This window comes from Burkholderia sp. Bp8986 (assembly GCF_003854225.1).
In the GTDB taxonomy this organism is placed as follows: domain Bacteria; phylum Pseudomonadota; class Gammaproteobacteria; order Burkholderiales; family Burkholderiaceae; genus Burkholderia.
Genome location: NZ_QTQM01000050.1, coordinates 34755 through 59652, shown reverse-complemented (window position 1 = coordinate 59652; position 24898 = coordinate 34755). Strand labels below are relative to the sequence as shown.

General features: G+C 68.4%; 24 protein-coding genes. 11 read left to right on the top strand and 13 right to left on the bottom strand.

Translation table 11 applies throughout. The annotated features are described in order from the left end of the window. Window positions 1–301: 301 nt before the first annotated feature. Complete coding sequence (locus tag DID99_RS31380) at window positions 302–790, bottom strand: aminoacyl-tRNA deacylase (RefSeq protein WP_044848239.1); 489 nt, start codon at window positions 788–790, stop codon at window positions 302–304. Between the two features lie 453 nt (window positions 791–1243). On the opposite strand from DID99_RS31380, the gene DID99_RS31375 reads away from it, so the two are divergent. Continuing rightward, on the top strand, window positions 1244–1531 hold the full coding sequence (locus DID99_RS31375; protein ID WP_124485447.1) for a YciI-like protein: 288 nt from the start codon (window positions 1244–1246) through the stop codon (window positions 1529–1531). 18 nt (window positions 1532–1549) lie between these two features. Here the strand turns inward: DID99_RS31375 and corA are convergent, their stop codons facing one another. Continuing rightward, window positions 1550–2527 (bottom strand): magnesium/cobalt transporter CorA, encoded by a 978-nt coding sequence (gene corA / locus DID99_RS31370; RefSeq protein ID WP_044848267.1) that lies wholly within the window; start codon window positions 2525–2527, stop codon window positions 1550–1552. Between the two features lie 179 nt (window positions 2528–2706). Here corA and cydX point away from each other — a divergent pair, with 179 nt between their 5' ends. Genes cydX through DID99_RS37455 form a run of 3 tightly spaced genes read left to right on the top strand, consistent with a single transcriptional unit; the run spans window position 2707 to window position 3649 of the window. After that, window positions 2707–2853, top strand: a complete 147-nt coding sequence (gene cydX / locus DID99_RS31365; protein WP_044848241.1) for a cytochrome bd-I oxidase subunit CydX — start codon at window positions 2707–2709, stop codon at window positions 2851–2853. Next, window positions 2850–3467 (top strand): ATP-binding protein, encoded by a 618-nt coding sequence (locus tag DID99_RS31360; protein ID WP_044848242.1) that lies wholly within the window; start codon window positions 2850–2852, stop codon window positions 3465–3467. Before cydX ends, DID99_RS31360 begins: the two co-directional genes overlap by 4 nt. A gap of 35 nt (window positions 3468–3502) precedes the next feature. Then, on the top strand, window positions 3503–3649 hold the full coding sequence (locus DID99_RS37455; RefSeq protein WP_185733846.1) for a hypothetical protein: 147 nt from the start codon (window positions 3503–3505) through the stop codon (window positions 3647–3649). A 9-nt stretch (window positions 3650–3658) separates the two neighbouring features. Here DID99_RS37455 and DID99_RS31355 read toward each other — a convergent pair whose 3' ends face one another. Together DID99_RS31355 and DID99_RS31350 are read right to left on the bottom strand one after the other, a co-directional pair. Then, window positions 3659–4759, bottom strand: coding sequence for a saccharopine dehydrogenase family protein (locus DID99_RS31355; protein WP_040144221.1), 1101 nt, complete (start codon window positions 4757–4759; stop codon window positions 3659–3661). 448 nt (window positions 4760–5207) lie between these two features. Beyond that, on the bottom strand, window positions 5208–5672 hold the full coding sequence (locus DID99_RS31350; RefSeq protein ID WP_124668252.1) for an Lrp/AsnC family transcriptional regulator: 465 nt from the start codon (window positions 5670–5672) through the stop codon (window positions 5208–5210). A 323-nt stretch (window positions 5673–5995) separates the two neighbouring features. Here DID99_RS31350 and DID99_RS31345 point away from each other — a divergent pair, with 323 nt between their 5' ends. Together DID99_RS31345 and DID99_RS31340 are read left to right on the top strand one after the other, a co-directional pair. Continuing rightward, window positions 5996–6541, top strand: a complete 546-nt coding sequence (locus DID99_RS31345; RefSeq protein WP_044848243.1) for a Spy/CpxP family protein refolding chaperone — start codon at window positions 5996–5998, stop codon at window positions 6539–6541. A gap of 131 nt (window positions 6542–6672) precedes the next feature. After that, on the top strand, window positions 6673–7104 hold the full coding sequence (locus tag DID99_RS31340) for a PGDYG domain-containing protein (protein ID WP_124521715.1): 432 nt from the start codon (window positions 6673–6675) through the stop codon (window positions 7102–7104). Between the two features lie 50 nt (window positions 7105–7154). Here the strand turns inward: DID99_RS31340 and DID99_RS31335 are convergent, their stop codons facing one another. From DID99_RS31335 to DID99_RS31300, 8 genes are all read right to left on the bottom strand, one after another. After that, a complete protein-coding gene (locus DID99_RS31335; RefSeq protein ID WP_044848245.1) occupies window positions 7155–7517 on the bottom strand; it encodes a DUF3022 domain-containing protein in 363 nt (120 codons plus the stop codon). A gap of 13 nt (window positions 7518–7530) precedes the next feature. Then, on the bottom strand, window positions 7531–8319 hold the full coding sequence (locus tag DID99_RS31330) for a YhfC family intramembrane metalloprotease (RefSeq protein WP_124668251.1): 789 nt from the start codon (window positions 8317–8319) through the stop codon (window positions 7531–7533). A 54-nt stretch (window positions 8320–8373) separates the two neighbouring features. Continuing rightward, complete coding sequence (locus DID99_RS31325; RefSeq protein WP_124485442.1) at window positions 8374–9417, bottom strand: LacI family DNA-binding transcriptional regulator; 1044 nt, start codon at window positions 9415–9417, stop codon at window positions 8374–8376. A 322-nt stretch (window positions 9418–9739) separates the two neighbouring features. Further along, window positions 9740–10705 carry an NAD(P)-dependent oxidoreductase gene (locus DID99_RS31320; protein ID WP_124570531.1) on the bottom strand — a complete coding sequence of 322 codons (966 nt, stop codon included), beginning with the start codon at window positions 10703–10705 and terminating at the stop codon, window positions 9740–9742. 5 nt (window positions 10706–10710) lie between these two features. Then, window positions 10711–11991, bottom strand: a complete 1281-nt coding sequence (locus tag DID99_RS31315) for an MFS transporter (protein WP_044848248.1) — start codon at window positions 11989–11991, stop codon at window positions 10711–10713. 165 nt (window positions 11992–12156) lie between these two features. Further along, window positions 12157–13149, bottom strand: a complete 993-nt coding sequence (locus DID99_RS31310; RefSeq protein WP_124668250.1) for a sugar kinase — start codon at window positions 13147–13149, stop codon at window positions 12157–12159. 28 nt (window positions 13150–13177) lie between these two features. Next, window positions 13178–13942, bottom strand: a complete 765-nt coding sequence (locus tag DID99_RS31305) for a sugar phosphate isomerase/epimerase (RefSeq protein WP_124668249.1) — start codon at window positions 13940–13942, stop codon at window positions 13178–13180. Window positions 13943–14105: 163 nt separating this feature from the next. After that, complete coding sequence (locus tag DID99_RS31300) at window positions 14106–14999, bottom strand: LysR family transcriptional regulator (RefSeq protein ID WP_124570533.1); 894 nt, start codon at window positions 14997–14999, stop codon at window positions 14106–14108. 111 nt (window positions 15000–15110) lie between these two features. On the opposite strand from DID99_RS31300, the gene DID99_RS31295 reads away from it, so the two are divergent. Both DID99_RS31295 and DID99_RS31285 read left to right on the top strand, forming a co-directional pair. Continuing rightward, entirely contained in the window at window positions 15111–16187 is a 1077-nt protein-coding gene (locus tag DID99_RS31295; protein WP_124668248.1) for a YeiH family protein, read from the top strand. A gap of 115 nt (window positions 16188–16302) precedes the next feature. Then, entirely contained in the window at window positions 16303–18036 is a 1734-nt protein-coding gene (locus tag DID99_RS31285; RefSeq protein ID WP_221621948.1) for a ClcB-like voltage-gated chloride channel protein, read from the top strand. A 97-nt stretch (window positions 18037–18133) separates the two neighbouring features. Here DID99_RS31285 and DID99_RS31280 read toward each other — a convergent pair whose 3' ends face one another. Next, window positions 18134–18754, bottom strand: a complete 621-nt coding sequence (locus DID99_RS31280; protein WP_124668247.1) for a TetR/AcrR family transcriptional regulator — start codon at window positions 18752–18754, stop codon at window positions 18134–18136. Window positions 18755–18945: 191 nt separating this feature from the next. Here DID99_RS31280 and DID99_RS31275 point away from each other — a divergent pair, with 191 nt between their 5' ends. Genes DID99_RS31275 through DID99_RS31265 form a run of 3 tightly spaced genes read left to right on the top strand, consistent with a single transcriptional unit; the run spans window position 18946 to window position 24820 of the window. Continuing rightward, on the top strand, window positions 18946–20055 hold the full coding sequence (locus tag DID99_RS31275; RefSeq protein ID WP_124668246.1) for an efflux RND transporter periplasmic adaptor subunit: 1110 nt from the start codon (window positions 18946–18948) through the stop codon (window positions 20053–20055). Continuing rightward, complete coding sequence (locus tag DID99_RS31270) at window positions 20052–23201, top strand: efflux RND transporter permease subunit (protein WP_124668245.1); 3150 nt, start codon at window positions 20052–20054, stop codon at window positions 23199–23201. Before DID99_RS31275 ends, DID99_RS31270 begins: the two co-directional genes overlap by 4 nt. A gap of 2 nt (window positions 23202–23203) precedes the next feature. Beyond that, a complete protein-coding gene (locus DID99_RS31265) occupies window positions 23204–24820 on the top strand; it encodes an efflux transporter outer membrane subunit (protein WP_124668244.1) in 1617 nt (538 codons plus the stop codon). Window positions 24821–24898 lie beyond the last annotated feature (78 nt).

The window sequence follows — 24898 nt, the reverse complement described above, 5'->3', positions numbered from 1 at the left end:
GGCCGACAAGCTTACCGAGGTCCAAACGCGACATTTCTAAATGGCTGGAACACGACATTTCTAAAAAGCTACTACAATCAAAACTATCGATAATTGAGATTATGTCAAATATGAAATTTACCCGAAAACGCCCCTGAAATCCCCGCCGCACACCGCCGGCCTCCTTCCTCACCAGTCACGCGCAGCCACCGTTCTTGCAGCGTGAACCCCGCCTCAGCAAAAACCTGCGGCACGCAATGCCCCCGACGGCCGCCCGCCAGACGCCGTCTCCAGCCACCGCAAACCGCCCGCAACAGGACGATCAGGACAACCACATCCCCTGCATCTTGTGCGAGAAATGCGCGCGCTCGGCCGTCTCCATCAGCGACAGGAATTCATCCTGCATCATGTGGATCAGCGCTTCGTGGTCGCCGGCCTCGAAATACACTTCCGGCTGCTGCGCGAGATGTTCCTCGAGGAACGTCTTCATCCCGTACGCCATGCACACCGGCGGCAACGCGCCCAGGTCGCAATCCTTGAAGAGTTCGCGCAGTTCGATTTCCCTGGCGAGCACGAGATGGCGGCCGGTCTTGACCCAGAGGTCCGACAGCCGCACCGCGTGCGACGTCGGCAGCACGGCGGCGACGTAGCCTTCGTCGTCCTCGAGCAGCACGGTTTTCGCGAGGCGATCGCCGGGGATATGCGCGGCGGCGGCCGTCTCCATGCTGGTATGGCTATACGGGTGGTACACGACTTCGTACCGCGATGACTTCTGGCGCAGGCAATCCTGCAGGGTGGCTGATACAGGCATGGCACACCTCTCTGGACGAATCGGACGAACGAAGTTCGCTCCGGGTTTGTTCAGCATAGGTCGCATTGCGGCCAATGGAAACGCCCTCGCACGGCGCCCGCACCGACGCTCGCCCCGGCTTCGGCCCCCTTTTCCGGCGCGCGCAATCCGGGCCCGGAATCCGCATGGAACATGTCTGCCTGCCCCCGCCTTTCCTGAAGACACAACGAGACGCAACGGGCGGTAACGGTTCCCGTACGAGGACCCCACCACATGTGATGGCGGATCTGCGCCAGACCGTTAGTTGCATTTTAAGGAAGAACGTCGAGACCTGAAAACCGTCGTCATCGCACGCCGGGGATCGGCCGGCCACGCACCAACGAGGCCACCGCAAACCGCGCCGACAAAGACAGAACCTCGCCCTATACTGAGCCAACACCCGCCATCCCGCGGCGGCCGATTCCGGGAGCGACCATGCATTACCAGCTGATCTACGAACTCGTCGACGATTACCTGTCCCGGCGCGAACAGTACCGCGCCGAGCACCTCGCACTCGCGCGGGCGGCAACCGAACGCGGCGAACTCGTGCTCGCCGGCGCGTTGCAGGATCCGGCCGACCAGGCCGTGCTCGTGTTCGAAGGCGATTCGCCGGAAGCCGCCGAATCGTTCGCGCGCGCCGATCCCTACGTGCAGAACGGCCTCGTCAAGTCCTGGCGCGTGCGTCCGTGGCGCGTCGTGGTCGGCAAGCACGCTCCGCGCTGACGGTGCATGGGGCCACGGCTACAGCCACCCCGCCCGCTTGAAGCGCCACCACAACGCGAGATCGGCTACGACCATCACGCCGATGCAGCCGTAGAAGCCGTACTTGAGGTGCAGTTCGGGCATGTTCGCGAAGTTCATCCCGTAGATGCCGGCAATCATCGTCGGTATCGCGAACAGCGCGGCGAACGAGCCGAGCCGCTTGGTCACCTCGTTCTCCGCAAGCGAGATCATCCCGAGATTGACCTGGATCGCGGTCACGACCATCTCGCGCCGCCCTTCGATCGTCTTCACGATCCGCTGCAGGTGGTCGTACACGTCGCGGAAGTAATGCTCCATCCCGCTGCAGACCTGCGGAATGCGTCCGCCGGTGAGCTTCGCGAGCGGCTCGATCAGCGGCGCCGTGTGCTGGTGCAGCATCACGAGCCGGCGTTTCAGCGAATAGAGATCCTCGATGATCGCGCGCGACGACGCGGGCGTGGCCTTGGTGAAGATGCGGTCCTCGAGTTCCTCGAGCTCGTTGCCGAGCGTCTCGAGGATCGGAAAATAACGGTCGACGACCTGGTCCATCAACGCATAGAACACGAACGCCGACCCTTCCTGCAGCAGATGCGGCTCGCGCTCGCAGCGCTTGCGCACCGCGCGGAAGTCCTGTTCGGTATGGTTGCGGATCGACAGCACGTAGTTCGGGCCGACGAACACGTTCAGCTCGCCGACATTGAATTCGCCGTCGTGGTCGAGCTCGACCGTGTGCAGCACCGCGAACAGCGAATCGCCGTACTCCTCGATCTTCGGCCGCTGATGCCCCTTGCGGGCATCCTCGAGCGCGAGCTCGTGCAGCCCGAATTCCTCTCCCATCAGGTCGATCTCGTCCGGCGTCGGATCCTTCAGCGCGACCCATACGAAACACTCGGGTTTCGACACGTATTCGCTGATGGCGTCGATATCGATATCGGCCAGCTTGCGGCCGTCCTGGTATGCAGCACAGTTGATGAGCATGATGTCCGTCATGTTGCCGTTATCGCACCAGTTTACCGGGTTGCCGCGCGGGCGGCCCGGCTTGCGCGGCACGCCGATATTGGTCATGATCGGATTGCGTGCGCCGCGGCTCGCGCACGGCATCGCTTCGACAAGTGCACGGCACGGCCGTGCCGCCCAACCTTCAAGGAGACAGACCCATGTGGTATTTCTCGTGGATACTCGGCATCGGCGTGGCGCTCGGCTTCGGCATCATCAACGCGATGTGGCTTGAAGCGGAAGTGTTCTCGCGCGACGGCAAGCGCACCGCCGCACCGCGCACGGATTCGGGGAGCCGGTATTCGTGACGCACCTGGTGTTCTTCTGCGGTCATGCCGGCACCGGCAAGACCACGCTCGCGAAGCGGCTGATCGGGCCGCTGATGCGCGCGACCGGCGAAGCCTTCTGCCTGCTCGACAAGGACACGCTCTACGGCCGCTACAGCTCGGCCGCGATGGGCGCCCTCACCTCCGATCCGAACGACCGCGACAGCCCGCTCTACCTGAAGCATCTGCGCGATCCCGAATACCAGGGCCTGCTCGACACGGCCCGCGAGAACCTCGCGCTCGGCATCGGCGCGCTCGTGGTCGGCCCGCTGTCGCGCGAAGTGCGCGACCGGCGCATCCTCGACCGCACGTGGCTCGGCATCGGGCCGGACGTCGCGCTGACGGTCGTGTGGGTCCACACCTCGGAAGACGTCGCGCACCAGCGGATCGTCGCGCGCGGCAATCCGAACGACGCGTACAAGCTCGCGCACTGGGACGAATACCGGCAACGCCGCTTCGTGCCGACCGGCCACGAATGCGACGGCATCGTGATGTTCGACAACACCGCACCGTCCGACGCGGACATCGATGCGCTGCTGTACCGCATCGTGCCGCCCCCGCCGGCGGCAACGATCGTCCCGCCGCTGCCCGCCTGAGCGGCGCGCACCGCCCTGCTCCTCGTCGCTTCACCATGTCGCGTGAAGGCATCGCGACGCAACGTGTCGATTCGGCCGACGCCAATGCGATCCGTGAAGCCGTGAAGGGCTTCGACGCGCTCGTCAAAAAAAACGCCGGAAGCGCTGTTGCGCTCCCGGCGTCGCACGGCCCTCGTGCCTGAGACCGATCGTCAGGCGACTTCGTGCACGCGCTCCATCGTGCCGCCTTCGTACAGCTTGCCGAAGCGGTTCGCGAGGAACGCCTTCAGCGACACCTTTTCCTGCGGGATGAAACCGCTTTGCGGCAGCTTCTTTTCGCGGAACAGATCCAGCACCGCGCACATCGCGCCGGCCGTCGTGATCTGGATAGCGCTCATGTGCATCCCGCACACGTCCTTCGCGAAGATCTTGCGGGTGAACACGTCCTGCACGAGCTGGCCGTCCTTCACGCCCGTCACCGTGACGAACACGAGCACGACGTCCTGCTTCGTCGACGGCACCGCGCGGCGCATGATCGACTTCAGCGTGTCGCGGTCGCTCGACAGGCGCAGGTCTTCGAGCAGGAACTGCACGAGTTCGCGGTGGCCCGGATAGCGCACCGACTTGTAGTCGAGCGTCTCGACCTTGCCCGACAGCGTCTCGCACAGCGTGCCCAGGCCGCCCGACGTGTTGAACGCTTCGTATTCGGTGCCGTCGAGCGAGAAATGTTCGAGGCCTTCGAGCGGCTGCACCCACTGCTTGCGGCCGTCGCGGATCGCTTCGCACGGCTGGCAGTATTCATTGATCAGGCCGTCGACGCTCCACGTCAGGTTGTACTTCAGCGCGTTGGTCGGATACTCGGGCAGCGCGCCGACGCGCATCTTCACGTCGCGCACTTCGCTGAAGCCGTTCACGAGCTCGTGCGCGGCGATGCCGATGAAGCCCGGTGCGAGGCCGCACTGCGGCATGAACGCGCGGTCCGAACCGTCGGCCAGTTCGCGGATCGCGTGGGTCGCGCGCACGTCTTCGGTCAGGTCGAAGTAATGGACGCCTGCCGCCTTGGCCGCCGCGGCGACGTTGACCGCCAGGTAGTACGGCAGCGCGTTGACGAGCGCATCGAAGCCCTTCACGGCTTCACGGATCGCATTGGCGTCGGCCGAATCGACACGTTGCGTCGCGATGCCCTCACGCGACAGCTTGGCGAGCGCATCAGCGTCACGGTCGAACGCGACGACTTCGTAGTCGCCCGTTTCACGCAGCATGTGAGCAATGGTGTGGCCGATCAGACCTGCGCCGACGATGGCGATTTTCATGCGCTTATCTCCTGATGATGGGTTTGGTGTTGGTGTACGGCGTCGAGCCATGAACACAGTTTAGGGACGTGCAAAATCAGTTCCAAGACGAAGAATGATGCGAAACGACCGATACTTTCGACGAAATGACTACACATTTCGTCACAACGACCAAATCATCTAAAAAACGCGTATACGGCGTGCGTCAGACGGGCCGCGATCGACGCGTGTGGACGCGTGTGGCCGGACAGGAAGGAACACGCAAGGCGGGACATGGCAGGCAAATGAATCGTTGCGCGCGCCCGCGCACGCATTCGACACAACGACGCTCGCGTGCGGACGCACGAGGCAACGCCCCGCCCCGCGGCGTGCGCGGGCGGCGGGCATCAAGGGGAAGGGAAAGGAGGAAAAGCCTGCGCGACGAATCGAATCGCGCCGCGGCGTCACATGCGACACCGCATGCGACGCGTCATCCGCCGATCGTGCCGCGATCGATCTTGCGCGACAGAATGATCGACGTCGTCGTGCGTTCGACGCCTTCGAGCGTGCCGATCTGGTCGAGCAGGTCGTTGAGCCGTTCCGGCGAATCGGCACGCAACCACGCGACATAGTCGTATTCGCCACTCACCGCGCACAACAGCTGCACCTCGGGCATCCGGTCGAGCTTGCGCAGCACGTCCCTGCCGAACTTCGGCGTGAGAATGATGCCGACGTATGCGTAAATGCTCGCGTCGAGCACGTCCTGACCGAGCCGCACGCTGTAACCGGCGATCACGTTGGTACGCTCGAGCCGCGCGATGCGCGCGACGACCGTCGTGCGGGCAACGTCGAGCTGTCGCGCGAGATCAGCGACGCTTGCGCGCGCATCCGCTTGCAGCAGCGCGACGAGTTGCCGGTCGAGATCGTCGAGTTGGTCGAGGCGAGGAGGACGCATGAGGCTGGGCCGGCGTGCAACGCGCCGGCGAAATGGAACGTGACGCGATGATAGCGCCGAACGCCGGTGCGCCCAAACGGGATCTCACGCGCTCGCATCGCCCCGCCTCGTTCGCGCGCGGCGCCCGACTCGCCGATCGAACACCGTCGATCGCCGGCCTTCGCCAGGTCCCTTTCAATTTCGATTCGTATCGGATGTAAGCAAGTGTCGCTTTCGCTGCTGCACTGCACGCAACGTGCTACTAATAAGGTGCGACGCGAGATGCGCGCTCGCGGCACTGGCCGCCGCGCCCGCTCGCAGGACACCACCCCGGAGAGCCAACCATGAAGAAGATCTCGCTCACCCTCGCTACGCTCGCCGTTGCAGCCAGCGCATTCGCGCAAACCCCGCCGCAACCGCAAACGCCCGCACCGGCAGCGGCAACGGCCGCGTCTGCCCCTAGCGCCGAACAGCGTGCCGCACGCCACGAAGCGCGCATCGAGCAGCGCATCAAGTACCTGCACGACCAGTTGAAGATCACGTCGGCGCAGGAACCGCAATGGAAGACGTTCGCCGACACGATGCGCGAGAACGGGGACACGATGGGCCGCCTCTATCGCGCCCGGATGGAAAGCCATGACGTGTCCGCGGTCGACGACATGAAGCAGTACGCGGAACTCGCGCAGGCGAACGCGGACGGCGCGAAAAAGCTCGCCGACGCATTCGCGCCGCTCTACGAGCGCTTCCCGGCCGACCAGAAGGCGCTCGCCGACACGACGTTCCGCAGCTGGCTGCACCACGGCGGCGAACACCGCGGCAAGGGCAAGGCCGCGAGCAAGGAAGGCAAGGCAGCAGCCGCGCCGGCCGCCAGCGCGCCCGCGCAACCCTGACGTCCGCCCCGTCGGCGCCGCACTGCCCGTGCGGGCCGAACGGCGTCGCGCATCCCGCGGGAATCCGGCGCGTCACACGGCGCGCCGGATTCGGGATAAGCTCCCGGCTTTTCCCGCACTTCCCCCCTGCCATGCTCGAACTCAAGCACCTCGATCTGCGTACCGACCCGCAGGCCCGTCGCGTCGTGAAGGATGAAACCGTCACGGTCGCATTCGCGGATGCCGACGGCGAACTGATGAGCCTCGAAGGCCCGAACCGCTATGTCGCGGGCGACGCGCTGATCACCGGCTCGACCGGCGACCGTTGGGTCGTGTCGCGCGCGCGCTTCGACGCGAAGTACCTGCCCGCCGATCCGGCGCTCGCGCACGGCGCGCCGGGCGCCTACCGGAACCGGCCGGCCGTCGTGCTCGCCCGTCGCATGGACGAGCCGTTCACGATCGCCCGCTCGGAAAACGGCGACACGCTGCGCGGCGTGGCCGGCGACTGGGTCATGCAATATGCACCCGGCGACTATGGCGTCGTGCAGGCGCAGCGCTTCGCGCAGGTTTATCGCGACGCGTAAGCGCGCGTCGCGTGACACGCGCCGCGCCGGCATCGCGCCGGCGTCGCCGCTCACGCAAAGTCTTCGTCGAGTTCGAGTTCCGCGGTGCGCTCGACGGCTTCACCCGCCGCGTGCCGCTCCTCGAGCGAGCCCAGCATCGCTTCCGTGTACGCATGCAGCACCGCGTGGCTGCGGGCGCGCTGCATCGGCCTGAGCGCCAGATAGCGCGCCAGCGCGGCCGGCACGATGCGGATATCGAGCGTCATCCGTTTCGGCGTCGAACCGAAACGCATCGCAAGCCACTGCACGGACAGGAAGCGCCCGCGTTCGTCGCTGCTTTCGGCAAAACGCGTCTGCTCCGGAAAGAGATCGCAGATCACGCGCGCGAGCGCGTCGAATTCGGCGCTTGCGCATTCGATCAGATAGTCGTCCATTCCGCCTCTCCCGTCAGGCCGCCGCGCGCGGCGACCGGCACGTCTTCACCAGCACGGCGACCAGGATCGCGGCCAGCACGAAATACACGGCCTCGAGCGATCCGGCCGGCAGCACGCGCACCTGGTACAGCAACGCCGGTGCGGCCGCCAGCGCATGCAGCACGATCGCGAGCGGCAATACGCCCGCGCGGCCGGCACGCACGCCGCGCCAGACCAGCACCGACAGCGCGAGCTGCACCGCGAACGCCGCGCAGCGCTCGATCAGCAACAGCAGGATCGACTGTGCCGACAGCGTCGCCAGCATCACGTGCAGCCGCACGACGGTATCGCCCGGCAGGTCCGCGAGCTGCGTCTCGAGCTGCCCGCGGCTCGCGAGCCACGCGAGATACGACCACTGGCCCCAGACGAGCACGCCGACGAACCAGGCTTCGGCGCCGGCATGGCCGATCCCGTAGCCGATGCCGCGCCCGTCGCTGGCCGACGCGCCGTAGCGGCGGTTCAGGAACCAGAACCCGAGATAACGGCCGACTTCCTCGAACACGGCGGTCGCGAGCGCGCTGTACGCGACGAATGCGAGCGGCTGCGTGAGCCAGCCGCCGGCGGGCGTCTGACTCAGCACGAGGCCATGGAATGCGCGTTCGACGATCATCGCGAACAGCGTGAAGACGGCGACGCCGACGATCGTGTCGCGGCGGTCGAGCGCAAGCGGCTTGCGCAGGGTACGGAAGAGAACGAACGGCAGTAGCGCGATGATCAGCGTGGCGGCGATCAGCACCGCCAGCGTGACGGGAGCGACAGTCATGAATTTCCTTGTTCGGGGCAGCGCACCTGACGCGCCGCGTGCCCCGCATGATACTCAGCTTGCGGTCGACGCGCGCGCAATCAGCTCGCCCGGCAGCATCGCGACGCGCACGTCGCCGACCGCGCCGTCGATGCGCTCGTGCACGAATTCGACGGCCTTGTAGCCGATCTCGTAGGTCGGCTGACGGATCGTCGTGATGCCGATCAGCTCGGCCCACTCCGGATCGTCGATCGACAGCAGCGCGGCCTTTTCCTGCCATGCGGCGCCGAAGCGGGCGCGCAGGTGGCGCGCGATCGCGAGCGCGACCGGCGCGTTCGCGGCGAACAGCGCCGCCCGCACGCCGCGCTGCGTGGCCGCATCGACGCGCGCGTCGAGGTCGGCGAGCGCCACGGCGGCCGCGGCCGGCTCGTTCAGGTCGAGCACGACCGTCGGCGGCACCGGCAGCCCGCGCGCCTCGAGCGCCGCGCGGAACGCGGCCTCGCGCAGGCGCCGCGAGCTGACGCGCTCGAACGGCTGCACGACGAAATGAATCGCATCGAAGCCGCGCGCGATCAGGTGCGCGAGCGCCGTCTCGATCGCATCGGTGTTGTCGAGCCCGATCAGGTCCGCCTCGAAGCCCTCGACCGTCCGGTCGACGAGCACGGCCGGGATGCCGCCGCCGCGCAGCGGGCGCAGCACGTCTTCCTCGGCGCCGAGCGCATTGACGATCAGCCCTTCGACCCGGTAGGTCGTGAGCAGCTGCAGGAAGCGCCGCTCCATCTCGACTTCATTCGCCGCGTGGCAGATGAGCGGCATGTAGCCGAGCGCGTGGCACGCGGCCTCGACGCCCAGCAGCACTTCGACGGTATAGGGATTGGTCAGGTCGGCCGCGAGCATGCCGAGCAGCCGGTTGCGGCCGCGCTTCAGCCCGCGCGCCATCTGGTTCGGCCGGTAGTTCAGGCGCGCGATCGCCGTCTCGATCCGCTGGCGCAGATCGGCGGACAGCACGTGCGTCTCGCCGTTCAGATAGCGCGAAACGCTGGTCTTGCCCGTGCCGGCTTCGCGTGCGACGTCGCTGATCGTCGCCGGACGCTGCGTGGAAGGTTGCGAATCGCTCAAGTCGTGCCTCGCGACGTACGATCCGCGCCGCTTCGTGTGCGGACGGACCTTTGTTGTTGGATACGAACGCCCCCCGGCGCACGCCGCCGCTCCCCTGCTTCGCGGTCGATCGAAGCCGGCGCCTTCGCGCCCGCTCCGCTCGCCTGACACGCACGGCGATCGGCCGCACCGGGCTGGCACGGATGCCCGTCGCCGGACGCCGCCGGCCGCGTGGCCGGGTCGTCGATGCGCGACGAGCGGGCGATCATAACGCAGCCTGCCCTCCCGCACCAAGACCATCGACTCTAACTGCGGCGGCGGCCCGCCGGCCGGCCGCCGCCGCTCAGACGCGCGCGAGCGCGTCCGGATTGACGAGATTCGTGCGCAGCGTGCCGGCCAGCGCGCCGACCAGGTTTTCCGCGGCGCAGCGCGCCATCGCATGGCGCGTCTCGTGCGTCGCCGAGCCGATATGCGGCAGCGCGACGACGTTGCTCATCCGCAGCAGCGGCGAGTCCGCCGCCAGCGGCTCCGTCTCGAACACGTCGAGCCCCGCGCCGCGGATCGTGCCGGCCCGCAGCGCGTCGATCAGCGCGGCCTCGTCGACCACCGGCCCGCGCGACGCGTTGATCAGGATCGCGCCACGCTTCATCTTCGCGAATTCGGCCGCGCCGATCAGGTGATGCGTTTGCGGCGACAGCGGAACCTGCAGGCACACGAAGTCCGACTGCGCGAGCAGCTCGTCGAGCGTCACGCGGCGTGCGCCGTACTGCGTCTCGGCTTCGGCGTGCGCGGCACGGTTCGTGTACAACACCTGCATCCGGAAGCCGAGCGCCGCGCGGCGCGCGACCGCGCCGCCGATCCGCCCGAGCCCGACGATGCCGAGCGTCTTGCCCTGCACGTCGGTGCCGTACAGATCGGGGCCGATGCTGCGCTGCCAGTGGCCGGCCTTCACCCACTCCGCCAGTTCGACCACCCGCCGCGCGGACGCGAGGATCAACGAGAACACGGTATCGGCGGTCGATTCGGTCAGCACGTCGGGCGTATGCGCGAGCACGATCCCGCGCCGCGTGAGATCCGCGACGTCGAAGTTGTCGTAGCCGACCGAGATCGTCGACCAGGCCTTCAGCCGCGGCGCGCGATCGAGCATCTGCGGCGTGACCTTCAGGCTCGCGCCGATCGCGCCGTCCGCGTCGCCGAGGGCGTCGGCGAGCGCGTCGGCGCCGTCGGCCTGCACGAGCTCCGCATGCTCGCGCAGGTACGCGAGCACGTCATCGGGCAGCGGCTTGTACGCGACGATACGAGGCTTCATCGTTTTCATTTTCCTTGCAGCGGCGTCGCGAGCGGGTGCGCATCGCGCGCCTGGGGTTTGACGGACAGCGTGAGGATCACCGCGGCGACGAGCGCGACGCTCATGAACGCATACGATGCGACGGGCGACCCGGTCGCCCCGTTCAGGTAGCCGACGAAATACGAGCCGACGAACGAGCCGAGCGCGCCCATGCTGTTGATCAGCGCCATCGCCCCGCCGGCGACGTTCCTCGGCAGCAGTTCCGGCACGATCGCGAAGAACGGGCCGTACGGCGCGTACATCGCGGCGCCCGCGACGACCAGCAGCGCATACGAGATCCAGAAGTGCGACGAGCCGAGCGCATACGACGCGGCGAACGCGGCCGCGCCGACCAGCAGGAACGGCCACACGAAGCCGCGGCGCGAGCCGACCTTGTCGGACGCCCACGACGCGACCAGCATCGCGATCGTCGCCGCGAGGTACGGCAGCGCCGACAGCCAGCCGGTCGCGACCATCCCGAGCTCGGAGCCGTTCTTGACGATCGACGGCAGCCACAGCACGAAGCCGTACACGCCGATGCTCCAGCAGAAATACTGCGCGCACAGCTTGATCACGGCCGGCGAGCGGAACGCCTCGCCGTAGTTGCGCACGGGCTTGATCGCCGCCTGTTCGGCCGCGAGCGCGGCGTCGAGGTCGCGCTTTTCCTGCGCGGTGAGCCACGGCGAATCGGCCGGCTTGTCCTGCACGAGGAACCACCAGCATACGGCCCAGATGATGGCCGGCACGCCTTCGGCGATGAACATGTGGCGCCAGCCGAATTCGTGCACGAGATAGCCCGACACGATCGACATCCACAGCACCGTGACCGGGTTGCCGAGGATCAGGAACGTGTTCGCACGCGAGCGCTCGTTCTTCGTGAACCAGTTGCTGATGTAGATCAGCATCGCCGGCATCACCGCCGCCTCGACCACGCCGAGCACGAAGCGGATCGCCATCAGCGACGGGATGTTGGTGACCACCCCCGTGAGCGCCGCGCACGCGCCCCACAGCACGAGGCTGGCGAACACGAGCTTCTTGACGCTGCGGCGCTCCGCATAGATCGCGCCGGGAATCTGGAAGAAGAAGTAGCCGAGGAAGAACAGCGCGCCGATCAGCGACGACAGGCCCTTGCTGATCCCGAGGTCCTGGTTGATGCCGGCGGCTGCAGCGAACCCGTAGTTCGCGCGGTCGAGGTAAGCAAGGCTGTAGGTGATGAACACGATCGGCATGATCGTCCACCAGCGTCGTGCTGCGAGATTGGCTGCCATCAGAGTGTCTCCTTGGGTGATCGGAGTGGGCGGGTCAAACGCCCGGCTCCGCTCCCGTCCTTTCGGGAATCGACCGGCGTCGGCGCGATGGCGCCTGCTCCGGCCTCATGCAAAACCGTGCACGAAGCACGAATTGGGTCCGCGGATTGTGCCGTGTCCGGCCTCTCATTGCGCGGTGACGGTTTCCTCTAGGCGATCGGCGCGATTGCTGACGTTTTCGAGCCGATCGAGCGCCGCGCGGGTCGGCAAGCCTTCCGAATCGCCGATCACCTGGATCGCGAGCGCCCCGATGCGATTGCCGCGCGCGACCGCCTGCTCGACGGAGCGGCCTTCCAGCAGCGCGCTGACCACGCCGACCGCGAAGCCGTCGCCGGCGCCGACCGTGTCGACCACGTTCGCGACACGCTCGCCCGCCACCGTGCCCTCGCGGCCGTCGGCCGTGCGGAAGTACGCGCCGTCGGCGCCCAGCTTGATCACCACGCCGCGCGCGCCCTGTGCCAGGTAGAAGCCCGCGATGTCGGCCGGCGTGTCGTGCCCGGTGAGCTGCTGCCCTTCGGCAAGCCCGGGCAGCACCCAGTCGGCGAGCGACGCGAGCGCGTTCAGCGTCTTCGCCATCACGTCGGCGGACGGCCACAGCGTCGGGCGCAGGTTCGGATCGAACGAGATCGTCTTGCCGGCCGCACGCATCTCGTGCGCCAGCCGGAACGCAAGCTCGCACGACGTCGCGGAGATCGCGGGTGCGACGCCCGTCAAATGCAGGTGCCGTGCGCCGAGCACGTAGTCAGCCACGTAGTCGTCGCACGACAGGTGGCTCGCGGCCGAGCCCTTGCGGAAATATTCGACGGTCGGGTCGCTGCCGTCGTCGTTGCGCGACTTCAGCTGGAAGCCGGTCGGATAGCGCGGATCGACGGTCACGCACGACGCGTCGATGCCTTCGCGCGCGAGCGTGTCGAGCACGTAGCCGCCGAACGAATCGCGGCCCACCCGGCTCATCCAGCCGACCCGGAAGCCGAGCCGCGATAGGCCGATCGCGACGTTCAGGTCCGCGCCCGCGATCCGTTTCGTGAATTGCGCGGCGTGCGCGAGGTGGCCGGGCTCGGCGGCGACGAACATCGCCATCGCTTCGCCGTAGGTCACGACATCGAGTGCTGCCTTCATGAGTGCATTTCTCCGTATCCTTCGAGCGTCACGCGGCGGCGAGCCACGCGACGCGCCGGCCGGCATCGCCCGCCAGGTCGGCCGCATCGAACGGGAATTCGATGCCGCGCGGCGCCGCTTGCGGCAGGGCCGCGAGCACGCCCGTGACGAGCGTGTCGCCCGGCGCCGGCGCCACCGCGAAACGGCGCGCGCCCTCGCCAGCGACTGCCTTGCAATGAATGTATTCCACATGCGGCGCGAGTGCGTGCGCGCATGCGAGCGGCGCTTCGCCCGGCCACTGCCAGTTGCCGATGTCGAACGTCATGCCGAGCGCATCGGGCGCGCCCGCCTCGGCCAGCGCCGCGAACAGCCCGCTGAATTGCGCGAGCGCGCCGCCCACCGGCAACTGGCCGTTCTCGACCACCACGCGGGCACGCGCGCCGCGCGACAGCGCGACGATCTCGGCTGCGTGCGCGTTGCCGGCGAAGCCGCCGAGCTGGAACTTGACGAAGCGCGCGCCGAGCGCGTCGGCTTCGACGAGCGTGTCGCGCAGCGCTTCGGCGTCGAGCGCGCCGGTTTCCGTGTACAGCGTGGCCGGCGTCGAATAGACCGACCACAGCCCGTGCGCGGCGAGCGCCGTGCCGAGCTCGGCCAGCGCGCCGGGCGTCGCGTCGTCGTCCGATGCGAACAGTTCGCGCCGCACCTCGAAGCCGGTCGCGCCGGATGCCGCCGCGGTCGCGATGAATGCACGGTGACCCTCCTGACGCACGCGGTCCATCCCGAATGCGCTCGCCACGATCACGATGTCTGCCATGTCTGCCCTTTTTTTCTCCGGAATGGAACCGGTTCCATTTGCTTGAGACGGATGGTGCGCTTCGCCCCGGGCGCACGCCATAGAGGAAATCCCTAAGGATGGCCGCCGCACGAACGTGCGCGGGCGCAGGGGCATCCGGCGCTCCAGGACCGGCTTCGGGTGTCTACCCGGCGTCGTGCGCGAGGCTCATTTCCAGGAACTGGGCGGCCACGCGCGACGGCGCCGCGCCGTGCGGCACCAGGATCGAGAAATGACGCGTGAGCGGCGCGGGGGCGAGCGAGCGCGGCACGAGCGCCGCACCCTCGTGGCGCAGCGACATCGCGGACACGAAGCCGACGCCCATCCCCGCGCGCACGGCCTCCTTCACGGCCTCGACACCGGCGATCTCGAACGCGACACGCATCGGCGCGCCGCCGTGCGCGAACGCGCGTTCCACGAGTTGCCGCACGCCGGAGCCTTCCTCGCGCAGCACGAGCGGATGCGCGGCGAGTGCCTCGAGCGTGACGCCGGCTGCGTACTCGGGCGCGGCGAGCGCATGCCCGGCCGGCACGACCGCGACGATCTCGTCCTCGTGCCATGCGTGCACGGCGGTGCCGGGCGGCAGCGCCTCGCCGGGCGGCCCTTCGATCATCGCAATGTCGAGCGATGCCAGCGCGGCGACCACGTCGGCCGTGTTGCCGCTCATCGTGTGGATCGCCACCCGCGGCACGCGCGGCTGGAACGCCGCGATCAGGTAAGGCAGCAGGTAGCTGGCCGGCGTCGTGCTCGCGCCGATCCGCAGCGTGCCGGCGTCGAGCCCGCGCACCGCGTCGCGAAACGCGCGCGCCTGCGCGAACGTGTCGCGCTGGGCCTTCGCGTACTGCGCGAGCTGCTCGCCGACCGGCGTCAGGCGGATGCCGCGGCCGTCACGCTGGTACAGCGGCTCGCCGAACTCGTCCTGCAGCAGGCGCAGCTGGCCCGATACCGCCGGCTGCGACAGATGCAGCGCCACGGCAGCGCGGCTGATGTTCAGATGTTCGGCGACGGCCGCGAACGTTATCAGTTGATCCGGGGTCATGGGGATGAATTATCGGCTTCCCGGATAGTTTACGTCACAAATCACAATTTTTCATATCGATATAACCAAACTAGGATTAGGCCATCGCAACCTGCTTGATCACGGTGCCCCATGTCCACTGCTCCGACTCCCCATCTTGCCCACGCCGCGCCGTCGCTGCGCGGCCAGTTGAACGGCGTGCTGTTCGTCGCGCTGTTCGCCGCCGCCGTCACGAGTCTGTCGCAACTGCCGGCAGTCGCCGGGCTCGGCCTGTCGCCGCTGATCGTCGGCATCGTCGCCGGTGCGCTGTACGGCAACGCGCTGCGCGACGGCATGCCCGCGAGCTGGGCGGCCGGCGTCAACTTTTCCGCGCGCAAGCTGCTGCGCATCGCGGTCGCGTTCTTTGGCCTGCGCGTGAGCCTGCAGGAAATCGCGCAGGTCGGCCTGCCGGGCCTGACGGTGTCGGTGCTGATCGTCGTCAGCACGCTCGCGATCGGCACCTGGGTCGGCATGAAGGTAATGAAGCTCGATCGCGACGCGGCGCTCCTGACCGCCGCCGGCAGTGCGATCTGCGGCGCGGCCGCCGTGCTCGCGTTCGAGTCGACGCTGCAGTCGAAGCCGCACCAGAGCGCGATGGCCGTGGGCAGCGTGGTGCTGTTCGGCACGCTGTCGATGTTCCTGTACCCGTTCGCGTATCACGCCGGCCTGCTCAACCTCGACCCGACCGGCCTCGGCCTGTTCTTCGGCGGCACGATCCACGAGGTCGCGCAGGTGGTCGGCGCGGCGAGCGACATCAGTCCGGAGGTCACGCACGTCGCGACCATCGTGAAGATGACCCGCGTGATGCTTCTGGTGCCGGTGCTGCTCACGCTCGGCTGGTGGCTCGCCCGCTCCGCGCGCTCGACCGATGCGACCGCTGAAGGCGCGCAAGGCAAGCGCAAGGTGGCGGTGCCGTGGTTCGCGCTCGGCTTCCTCGGCTTCGTGATCGTCAATTCGCTGAACGTGCTGCCCGCCGACGTCACGCACACGCTGAACCTGCTCGACACCTTCGCGCTGACGATGGCGATGACCGCGCTCGGCATCGAGACCCGCGTGTCGCAGATCCGCGAGGCCGGCCCGCGCGCCTTGACCACCGGCCTGATCCTGTACGTGTGGCTGATCGCCGGCGGCTACGGGATCACCTGGGCGGTACAGCACTGGCTTGGCTGAGCCGCGCAGCCACGCCGCGACACGCGCCGCGCCCGACGGGAAGGTCCCGCGGGCGCGGCGCAGTGCTATGCTTCGCGTCGTTTTCCTTCGTCCTCTTCATCACCCTCTTTCAGCCGTGCTCTCGTTCCTGCTGAAGCTGCGCACTCGCGCCCAGACGCTGTTCCGCCTGTCGGACGCCCATACGATGCTGATCTGGTCGGCCGTCGTCGGCGTCGGCGGCGCCTTCGCCACCATGGCGTTCCGCGAAGGCATCGACCTGATGCAGCGCCTGATCTCGGGGCACAGCGGCAGCTTCGTGGAGATGGCGAAAAGCCTGCCTTGGTACGTGCGCTTCTGGATGCCGGCCGCGGGCGGCTTCCTCGCCGGCTGCGTGCTGTTGCTCGCGACGCGCGGCGACCGAAAATCCGGCAACATCGACTACATGGAAGCCGTCGCGCTCGGCGACGGCGTCGTGCCGGTGCGGCAGAGCCTGTGGCGCAGCGTGTCGTCGCTGCTGACGATCGGCAGCGGCGGCTCGATCGGCCGCGAAGGCCCGATGGTGCAGCTCGCGGCGCTCGCGGCGTCGCTGGTCGGCCGCTTCGTGCACTTCGACCCGCCGCGCCTGCGCCTGCTCGTCGCGTGCGGCGCCGCGGCCGGTATCACGTCCGCGTACAACGCGCCGATCGCCGGCGCGTTCTTCGTCTCCGAGATCGTGCTCGGCACGATCGCGATGGAGAGCTTCGGGCCGATGGTCGTCGCGTCCGTCGTCGCGAACATCGTGATGCGGGAATTCGCCGGCTACCGGCCACCGTACGAGATGCCGGTGTTCCCGGCCGTGACGGGCGCCGAAGTGCTGCTGTTCGTCGTGCTCGGCGCGCTGTGCGGCGTGCTCGCGCCGCAGTTCCTGCACCTGCTCGATGCGTCCAAGAACCAGTTCAAGCGGCTGCCCGTGCCGCTGCCGGTGCGGCTCGCGCTCGGCGGCCTCGTGGTCGGCGTGATCTCGGTGTGGATTCCGGACGTGTGGGGCAACGGCTACAGCGTCGTGAACCACATCCTGCATGCGCCGTGGACCTGGCAGGCGCTGGTCGCGGTGCTGGTGTTCAAGGTGATCGCGACCGCCGCGACCGCAGGCTCCGGCGCGGTCGGCGGCGTGTTTACGCCGACGCTGTTCGTCGGCGCCGTGTTCGGTTCGCTGTTCGGGCTCGCGATGCACGCGCTGTGGCCCGGCCACACGTCCGCGTACTTCGCGTATGCGATGGTCGGGATGGGCGCGTTCCTGGCCGGCGCCACGCAGGCGCCGCTGATGGCGATCCTGATGATCTTCGAGATGACGCTGAGCTACCAGGTCGTGCTGCCGCTGCTGGTGTCGTGCGTGTTCGCGTATTTCGTCGCGCGCGCGACCGGCACGACGTCGATGTACGAGATCACGCTGCACCATCACCAGGACGCACAGGAACGGCTGCGGCTGCGCACCACCCAGATGCGCGAGCTGATCCAGCCCGCGCAGACGATCGTGCCGCTCACCGCGAGCGTCGCCGACATGACGCGCGTGTTTCTCGAATATCCGGTGAAGTATCTGTACGTGACCGACGACGCCGGGCGCTTCCGCGGCGCGGTCGCGCTGAAGGACATCACGTCCGACCTGCTCGACAAGCGCGACACGACCGACAAGACGGCCGCGCACTACACGCATACGCCGTTTCCGCTGCTCACGCCCGACATGCCGCTCGCGACCGCGCTCGAACGCTTCATGGCGTTCCAGGGCGAACGGCTGCCGGTGATCGAAAGCGAAGCCGAGCCGACGCTCGCGGGCGTCGTCTACAAGACGTCACTGCTCGACGCGTACCGGCGGATGACCGGCGAGCGGTGACGGCGCCGGTGCGCGGCGCCCGATGTGGCGTCGCGGTCTTGTAAATCGCCACGCCTGCCGGCCAACCGTCTGGCCGCCCGCATCGGCGCCCGGCCGTTCAGTCCGGCGCGCGCCCCAGCACGACCCGTGCGAAGAACCCTGCGAGCACCGATTCGGCCACGTCGGCCGACACGTGCTGCGGGTCGGCCGTGTAGTACGACTGCACGCCGTCGCACAGGCACATCAATCCGAACGCGAGCGTCTCCGCCGGCAGAAGCAGCGGCGTGCCCGCGCGCTCGGCGAAGCGCTGGATGAATTCGGCCATCTGCAGCCGCTTGCCGTGCAGGAACTGGTTGAAGCGCACGCGGAACTTCGCGTCACGCGCCGCCTGCAGCTTCGCCTCGCCCCACAGCAGCGAATATTCGTCGTCGCGAAACAGCGTCCGGTAGTACGCGAGCGCCATCGACTCCATCTGCTCACGCGAGCCGCCAATCTCGAAGATCGCCTCGAAATCGGCCCGCACCGAATCGTGGTCGCGCTCGAGCAATTCGAGCAGCAGTTCCGACTTGCTGCGGAAGTTCGAGTAGAACGCGCCGCGCGTGTAGCCGGCCGCCGCGGCGATGTCCTCGACGCTCGCCGCGACAAAGCCTTTCTTCATAAAAATGCAGTGCGCGGCAGTCAGCAGACGTTCGCGCGTCTGGTCCCTGCTCTGCTCGCGAGTTAAGCGCTGAGGTTTCATGGCGCGCAGTCTAGCACCAACTTCCTTTCAGATTCATTTTTGCATTCAGATACAGCACTGTATTAGAATTCACCGCAGTTTCCGAACGACCTCGTTCGGCTGTGTTCGTGTGCGCCGGACTGGCGCCACTCGGGGCAAGCGCCCGCCGCGCTTGCCGGCCTCGTTCCGCTCTCACCTCATCTGGGGGTTTCGTGAATCGCTCCGGTTCCCGCGCCGTGCTGCTGGTCGGCACCGCGCTCGTCCTCGCCGCCTGTCATCCGAAGGAAGCCGCGCCGCCCGCGCCGCGCCCGGTCGTCGCGCTGCCCGCACGCGCCGACGGCGCCGCGGCCGCCGCCACGCTGCCCGGCGAGATCCAGCCACGTTATGCGACGCCGCTGTCGTTCCGCATCGCGGGCAAGATCGTCGAGCGCAAGGTGCGGCTCGGCGATACCGTCAAGGCCGGCCAGGTCGTCGCGCTGCTTGATCCGTCCGACGTCGAGAAGAACGTCGCGAGCGCGCAGGCGCAACTCGATGCCGCGTCGCACAGCCTCGCGTTCGCGAAGCAGCAGCGCGATCGCGATCGCGCGCAGGCGCGCGAGAACCTGATCGCAACGGCGCAGCTGGAGCAGACCGAGAACAGCTACACGTCGGCGCTCGCGCAGCGCGACCAGGCGCAGCAGCAGCTCGCGCTTGCGAAGAACCAGCTCCGCTATGCGACGCTCGTCGCCGATCACGCCGGCACCATCACCGCCGAGCAGGCCGACACCGGCCAGAACGTATCGGCCGGCCAGGCCGTCTACCAGCTCGCGTGGTCGGGCGACGTCGACGTCGTCAGCGACGTGCCCGAGGCCGCGCTCGCATCGCTCGCGCCCGGTCACGCGGCGAGCGTCACGCTGCCGTCGCTGCCGGGCCGCCGGTTCGCCGCGAAGGTGCGCGAAATCGCGCCGGCCGCCGATCCGCAAAGCCGCACCTGGCGTGTGAAGCTCACGCTCGCCGCGCCCGATCCGTCCGTGCGCCTCGGGATGACCGCGAACGTCGCGTTCGACGGCGCGCCGGTTGCCGGCAACGCGCCGAGCATCACGCTGCCCGCGACCGCACTGTTCCACGACGGCCCGCATCCGGCCCTGTGGGTCGTGCGCGCGAAGGACGACACGCTCGAGCTGCGCCGCGTCGACGTCGCGCGCTTCAACGAACGCACGGTCACCGTGTCGAGCGGGCTGCAGCCGGGCGAGCGCGTCGTGCTGCAAGGCGTGCATACGGTCAGCGCGGGCGAGAAGGTGCGGCCGGTCGCCCCGCTGCACGCGGAGGACTTCGCGTCATGAGCAGCCCCCGCGAAGAAGGCCGCTTCAACCTGTCGGCATGGGCGCTGCGCCACCAGGCGCTGGTCGTCTACCTGATCGCGCTCGCGACGCTCGCGGGCATCCTCGCGTACACGCGGCTCGCGCAATCCGAAGACCCGCCGTTCACGTTCCGCGTGATGGTGATCCGCACGTTCTGGCCCGGCGCGAGCGCGCGGCAGGTGCAGGAACAGGTGACCGACCGGATCGGCCGCAAGCTGCAGGAAACGCCGGCCATCGACTTCCTGCGCAGCTATTCGCGGCCAGGCGAATCGCTGATCTTCTTCACGATGAAGGACTCGGCGCCCGTGCAGGACGTGCCCGAGACCTGGTACCAGATCCGCAAGAAGGTCGGCGACATCGGCCATACGCTGCCGCCCGGCGTGCAGGGCCCGTTCTTCAACGACGAATTCGGCGACGTCTACACCAACATCTGGACGCTCGAAGGCGACGGCTTCACGCCCGCGCAGCTCCACGACTATGCGGACCAGCTGCGCACCGTGCTGCTGCGCGTGCCCGGCGTCGGCAAGGTCGACTATTTCGGCGATCCCGACCAGCGGATTTTCATCGAGGTGAACAATGCGCAGCTCACGCGCCTCGGCATCTCGCCGCAGCAACTCGGGCAGGCGATCAACGCGCAGAACGACATCTCGTCGGCCGGCGTGCTGACGACCACCGACGACCGCGTATTCGTGCGGCCGAGCGGCCAGTTCGACAACGTCGCCACGATCGCCGACACGCTGATCCGCATCAACGGCCGCACGTTCCGGCTCGGCGATCTCGCCACCGTGAAGCGCGGCTACGACGATCCGGCCATCACGCAGATGCGTGCGAACGGTCACGCCGTGCTCGGCATCGGCGTGACGATGCAGCCGGGCGGCGACGTGATCCGGCTCGGCAAGGCGCTCGACGCCGAATCGAAGGATCTGCAGGAGCGGCTGCCGGCCGGCCTCAAGCTGACGCTGGTGTCGAGCATGCCGCATGCGGTCGCGCATTCCGTCGACGACTTCCTCGAAGCCGTCGCCGAAGCGGTCGCGATCGTGCTGGTCGTGAGCCTCGTGTCGCTCGGCCTGCGCACCGGAATGGTCGTCGTGATCTCGATTCCGGTCGTGCTCGCCGTCACGGCCCTGTTCATGTACCTGTTCGACATCGGGCTGCACAAGGTGTCGCTCGGCACGCTCGTGCTCGCGCTCGGGCTGCTCGTCGACGACGCGATCATCGCGGTCGAGATGATGGCCGTGAAGCTCGAGCAGGGCTACAGCCGCGCGCGCGCCGCCGCATTCGCGTACACGAGCACCGCGTTCCCGATGCTGACGGGCACGCTCGTCACCGTGTCGGGCTTCCTGCCGATCGCGCTCGCGAAATCGAGTACCGGCGAGTACACGCGCTCGATCTTCGAGGTGTCGGCGATCGCGCTGATCGCATCGTGGTTCGCGGCCGTCGTGCTGATCCCGCTGCTGGGCTTCCACCTGCTGCCCGAACGCAAGAAGCACGCGCACGAAGCGCACCTGCCGGACGATCACGAGCACGACATCTACGACACGCGCTTCTACACGCGCTTGCGCGGCTGGATCGACTGGTGCATCGAGCGGCGCTTCGTCGTGCTGCTGATCACCGGCGCCCTGTTCGTGGTCGCGCTGGCGGGCTTCTCGCTCGTGCCGCAGCAATTCTTCCCGAGCTCCGATCGCCCCGAGCTGCTGATCGACCTGCGGCTGCCCGAAGGCGCGTCGTTCGCGGCGACGCTGCGCGAGACCGAACGCCTCGAGAAGGTGCTCGACAAGCGGCCCGAAATCGACCATTCGGTGAATTTCGTCGGCAGCGGCGCGCCGCGCTTCTACCTGCCGCTCGACCAGCAGCTGCAGTTGCCGAACTTCGCGCAGTTCGTCGTCACCGCGAAATCGGTCGAGGATCGCGAGAAGCTCGCGGCCTGGCTCGAGACCACGCTGCGCGACCGCTTCCCGGCCGTGCGCTGGCGCCTGTCGCGGCTCGAGAACGGGCCGCCCGTCGGCTACCCCGTGCAGTTCCGCGTGAGCGGCGACGACATCGCGACGGTGCGCGCGATCGCCGAGAAGGTCGCGGCGACGATGCGCGGCGACGCGCGCACGGTGAACGTGCAGTTCGACTGGGACGAGCCGGCCGAACGTTCGGTGCGCTTCGAGCTCGACCAGAAGAAGGCGCGCGAGCTGAACGTCACGTCGCAGGACGTGTCGAGCTTCCTCGCGATGACGCTGTCCGGCACGACCGTCACGCAATACCGCGAACGCGACAAGCTGATCGCGGTCGACCTGCGTGCGCCGCGCGCCGATCGCGTCGATCCCGCGCAGCTCGCGGGCCTCGCGATGCCGACGCCGAACGGCCCCGTGCCGCTCGGTTCGCTCGGCCGCTTCACGCCGACGCTCGAATACGGCGTCGTGTGGGAACGCGACCGCCAGCCGACCATCACCGTGCAGTCCGACGTACGCGCCGGCGCACAGGGCATCGACGTCACGCATGCGATCGACGGCAAGTTGAATGCGTTGCGCGCGCAACTGCCGGTCGGCTACCAGATCAACATCGGCGGGTCGGTCGAGGAAAGCGCGAAGGCGCAGACGTCGATCAACGCGCAGATGCCGCTGATGGCGATCGCCGTGTTCACGCTGCTGATGATCCAGCTGCAGAGTTTCTCGCGCGTGCTGATGGTCGTGCTGACCGCCCCGCTCGGCCTGATCGGCGTGGTCGGCACGCTGCTGCTGTTCGGCCAGCCGTTCGGCTTCGTCGCGATGCTCGGCGTGATCGCGATGTTCGGGATCATCATGCGCAACTCGGTGATTCTCGTCGACCAGATCGAGCAGGACATCGCGGCCGGCCACGGACGCTTCGACGCGATCGTCGGCGCGACCGTGCGGCGCTTCCGCCCGATCACGCTGACGGCCGCGGCCGCCGTGCTCGCGCTGATCCCGCTGTTGCGCTCGAACTTCTTCGGGCCGATGGCGACCGCGCTGATGGGCGGCATCACGAGCGCGACCGTGCTGACGCTGTTCTACCTGCCCGCGCTGTACGCCGCGTGGTTCCGCGTGAAGCGCGACGAACGCGACCCGCGCGACGCCCCGCCGCACGACGGCGGCACGCCCGCCGCGCCGTCGGGAGCCTGACCATGGAACTGTCGATGAACCTGAAAACGAAGGCCGCGCGGGTGCTCGCGGCCGCGAGCCTCGCCGGCCCGCTCGCCGGCTGCGCGTGGTTCGCGCCGAGCGGCGAGCCGCCCGCGATGCCGTCGCCCGCGCATTACGGCGCCGCGCCGCAAGTGCCGCAAACCGTCGCCGCGCAAGGCGTCGCGCAGCAGTTCGACGTCGGCGCGCAGCCCGTGCCCGACTGGTGGACGCAGTACCGCTCGGATGCGCTGAACGCACTCGTCGACGAAGGGCTGCGCAACAGCCCGACGCTCAGCGCCGCCGCGCACTCGCTGGATGCCGCGCGCGAGCAGTTGCGCGGGCAGATCGGCAGCTCGATGCTGCCGTCGATCGACGCCGGCGGCCAGGCCACGCGTCAGCGTGCGCTCGGCGTGCCAATCCCTGCGCTCGGCGCACCGACGTTGCTGTACGACACGTTCGTCGGGCAACTGCAGGCGAGCTATACGGTCGACCTGTTCGGCGTATCGCGCTTCGCGAACCGTGCACTCGCGAAACGCGTCGACGTCAGCGCGTTCCAGCTCGAATCGGCACGCCGGGCACTCGCCGCGAACATCGTCACCGCGTCGATCACGGTGTCGGTGCTCAACGCGCAGATCGCCACCACCGAACGGCTCGTCGCGCTCGCGAACGACCAGGCGCACGACGCGCAACGCCGCTACGCGCTCGGCTCGGCATCGCGAAGCGACGCACTGAACGCGCAGCAAAGCGCGGACACCTTCGCCGCGAGCCTGCCCGCGCTGCGCCAGCAGCGCGACTCGGCGCGCCATGCGCTGGCCGTGCTGATCGGCCGCACGCCCGACCGGCCGCCCGCCGATCTCACGCTCGCCGACCTTCACCTGCCCGCGCAAGTACCGGTGGTCGTGCCGTCAGACCTGCTGCAAAGCCGCCCCGACATCCAGGCCGCCGACGCGGGGCTGAAGGCGGCCGCCGCCGAAGTCGGCCTCGCGACCGCGCAGCTGTTCCCGCAGCTGTCGCTGTCGGCCGCGATGGGCAAAGGCGGTTTCAGCTGGCCGGCGATGCTGTCGGGCGCCGGTTCGATCTGGAACGTCGGTGCGTCGCTGAGCCAGCCGCTGTTCCACGGCGGCGCGCTGCTCGCGCAGCGCCGTGCGGCGAAGGCGACCTACGAGGCGGCGGTCGACCAGTACAAACAGACCGTGCTCGCCGCCTTCCAGAACGTCGCGGATTCGCTCGCCGCGCTCGAGCACGATGCTGAGGCGCTCGATGCGTCGTCGCGGGCCGCGCTGTCCGCGCGCGGCGCGTACGACGACGCGGCCGCCCGCGTGCGGCTCGGCGCGCTGCCGCCGTCGGCCGCGCGAGCAAGCGAGCTGCAGTACCGCAACGCGCGGCTCGACGAGATCCGCGCGACCGGCGCACGCTTCGCGGATACCGCGCGGCTCTATCAGGCGATGGGCACGCCGCCGGTCGACCCGGCCGGCAAAGCCGGCAAGGCTGAAAAAGCCGAAAAGGCTGAAAAGGCTGGAAAGGCCGACCCGGCCGGCGACATCGGCAACGCGGCTCGAATCGCCCCCACCGCCCAGGCGCGCGCGGTCACGCCCGACGCGCCGCCGCCACCGCAATGACCGCAATAGCGCGCCGTTTGCGTCGGGCGCGCGGGACCACCCCCGCGCGCCGATCCGCGATCTTCCGCTTGACCCTCA

Excerpts from the sequence above, each read along its gene's own strand:
- DID99_RS31380 (WP_044848239.1), bottom strand. The coding sequence starts at position 790 with ATGCCTGTATCAGCCACCCTGCAGGATTGCCTGCGCCAGAAGTCATCG.
- DID99_RS31375 (WP_124485447.1), top strand. The coding sequence starts at position 1,244 with ATGCATTACCAGCTGATCTACGAACTCGTCGACGATTACCTGTCCCGG.
- corA (WP_044848267.1), bottom strand. The coding sequence starts at position 2,527 with ATGCTCATCAACTGTGCTGCATACCAGGACGGCCGCAAGCTGGCCGAT.
- cydX (WP_044848241.1), top strand. The coding sequence starts at position 2,707 with ATGTGGTATTTCTCGTGGATACTCGGCATCGGCGTGGCGCTCGGCTTC.
- DID99_RS37455 (WP_185733846.1), top strand. The coding sequence starts at position 3,503 with ATGTCGCGTGAAGGCATCGCGACGCAACGTGTCGATTCGGCCGACGCC.
- DID99_RS31355 (WP_040144221.1), bottom strand. The coding sequence starts at position 4,759 with ATGAAAATCGCCATCGTCGGCGCAGGTCTGATCGGCCACACCATTGCT.
- DID99_RS31350 (WP_124668252.1), bottom strand. The coding sequence starts at position 5,672 with ATGCGTCCTCCTCGCCTCGACCAACTCGACGATCTCGACCGGCAACTC.
- DID99_RS31345 (WP_044848243.1), top strand. The coding sequence starts at position 5,996 with ATGAAGAAGATCTCGCTCACCCTCGCTACGCTCGCCGTTGCAGCCAGC.
- DID99_RS31340 (WP_124521715.1), top strand. The coding sequence starts at position 6,673 with ATGCTCGAACTCAAGCACCTCGATCTGCGTACCGACCCGCAGGCCCGT.
- DID99_RS31335 (WP_044848245.1), bottom strand. The coding sequence starts at position 7,517 with ATGGACGACTATCTGATCGAATGCGCAAGCGCCGAATTCGACGCGCTC.
- DID99_RS31330 (WP_124668251.1), bottom strand. The coding sequence starts at position 8,319 with ATGACTGTCGCTCCCGTCACGCTGGCGGTGCTGATCGCCGCCACGCTG.
- DID99_RS31320 (WP_124570531.1), bottom strand. The coding sequence starts at position 10,705 with ATGAAGCCTCGTATCGTCGCGTACAAGCCGCTGCCCGATGACGTGCTC.
- DID99_RS31315 (WP_044848248.1), bottom strand. The coding sequence starts at position 11,991 with ATGGCAGCCAATCTCGCAGCACGACGCTGGTGGACGATCATGCCGATC.
- DID99_RS31310 (WP_124668250.1), bottom strand. The coding sequence starts at position 13,149 with ATGAAGGCAGCACTCGATGTCGTGACCTACGGCGAAGCGATGGCGATG.
- DID99_RS31305 (WP_124668249.1), bottom strand. The coding sequence starts at position 13,942 with ATGGCAGACATCGTGATCGTGGCGAGCGCATTCGGGATGGACCGCGTG.
- DID99_RS31300 (WP_124570533.1), bottom strand. The coding sequence starts at position 14,999 with ATGACCCCGGATCAACTGATAACGTTCGCGGCCGTCGCCGAACATCTG.
- DID99_RS31295 (WP_124668248.1), top strand. The coding sequence starts at position 15,111 with ATGTCCACTGCTCCGACTCCCCATCTTGCCCACGCCGCGCCGTCGCTG.
- DID99_RS31280 (WP_124668247.1), bottom strand. The coding sequence starts at position 18,754 with ATGAAACCTCAGCGCTTAACTCGCGAGCAGAGCAGGGACCAGACGCGC.
- DID99_RS31270 (WP_124668245.1), top strand. The coding sequence starts at position 20,052 with ATGAGCAGCCCCCGCGAAGAAGGCCGCTTCAACCTGTCGGCATGGGCG.
- DID99_RS31265 (WP_124668244.1), top strand. The coding sequence starts at position 23,204 with ATGGAACTGTCGATGAACCTGAAAACGAAGGCCGCGCGGGTGCTCGCG.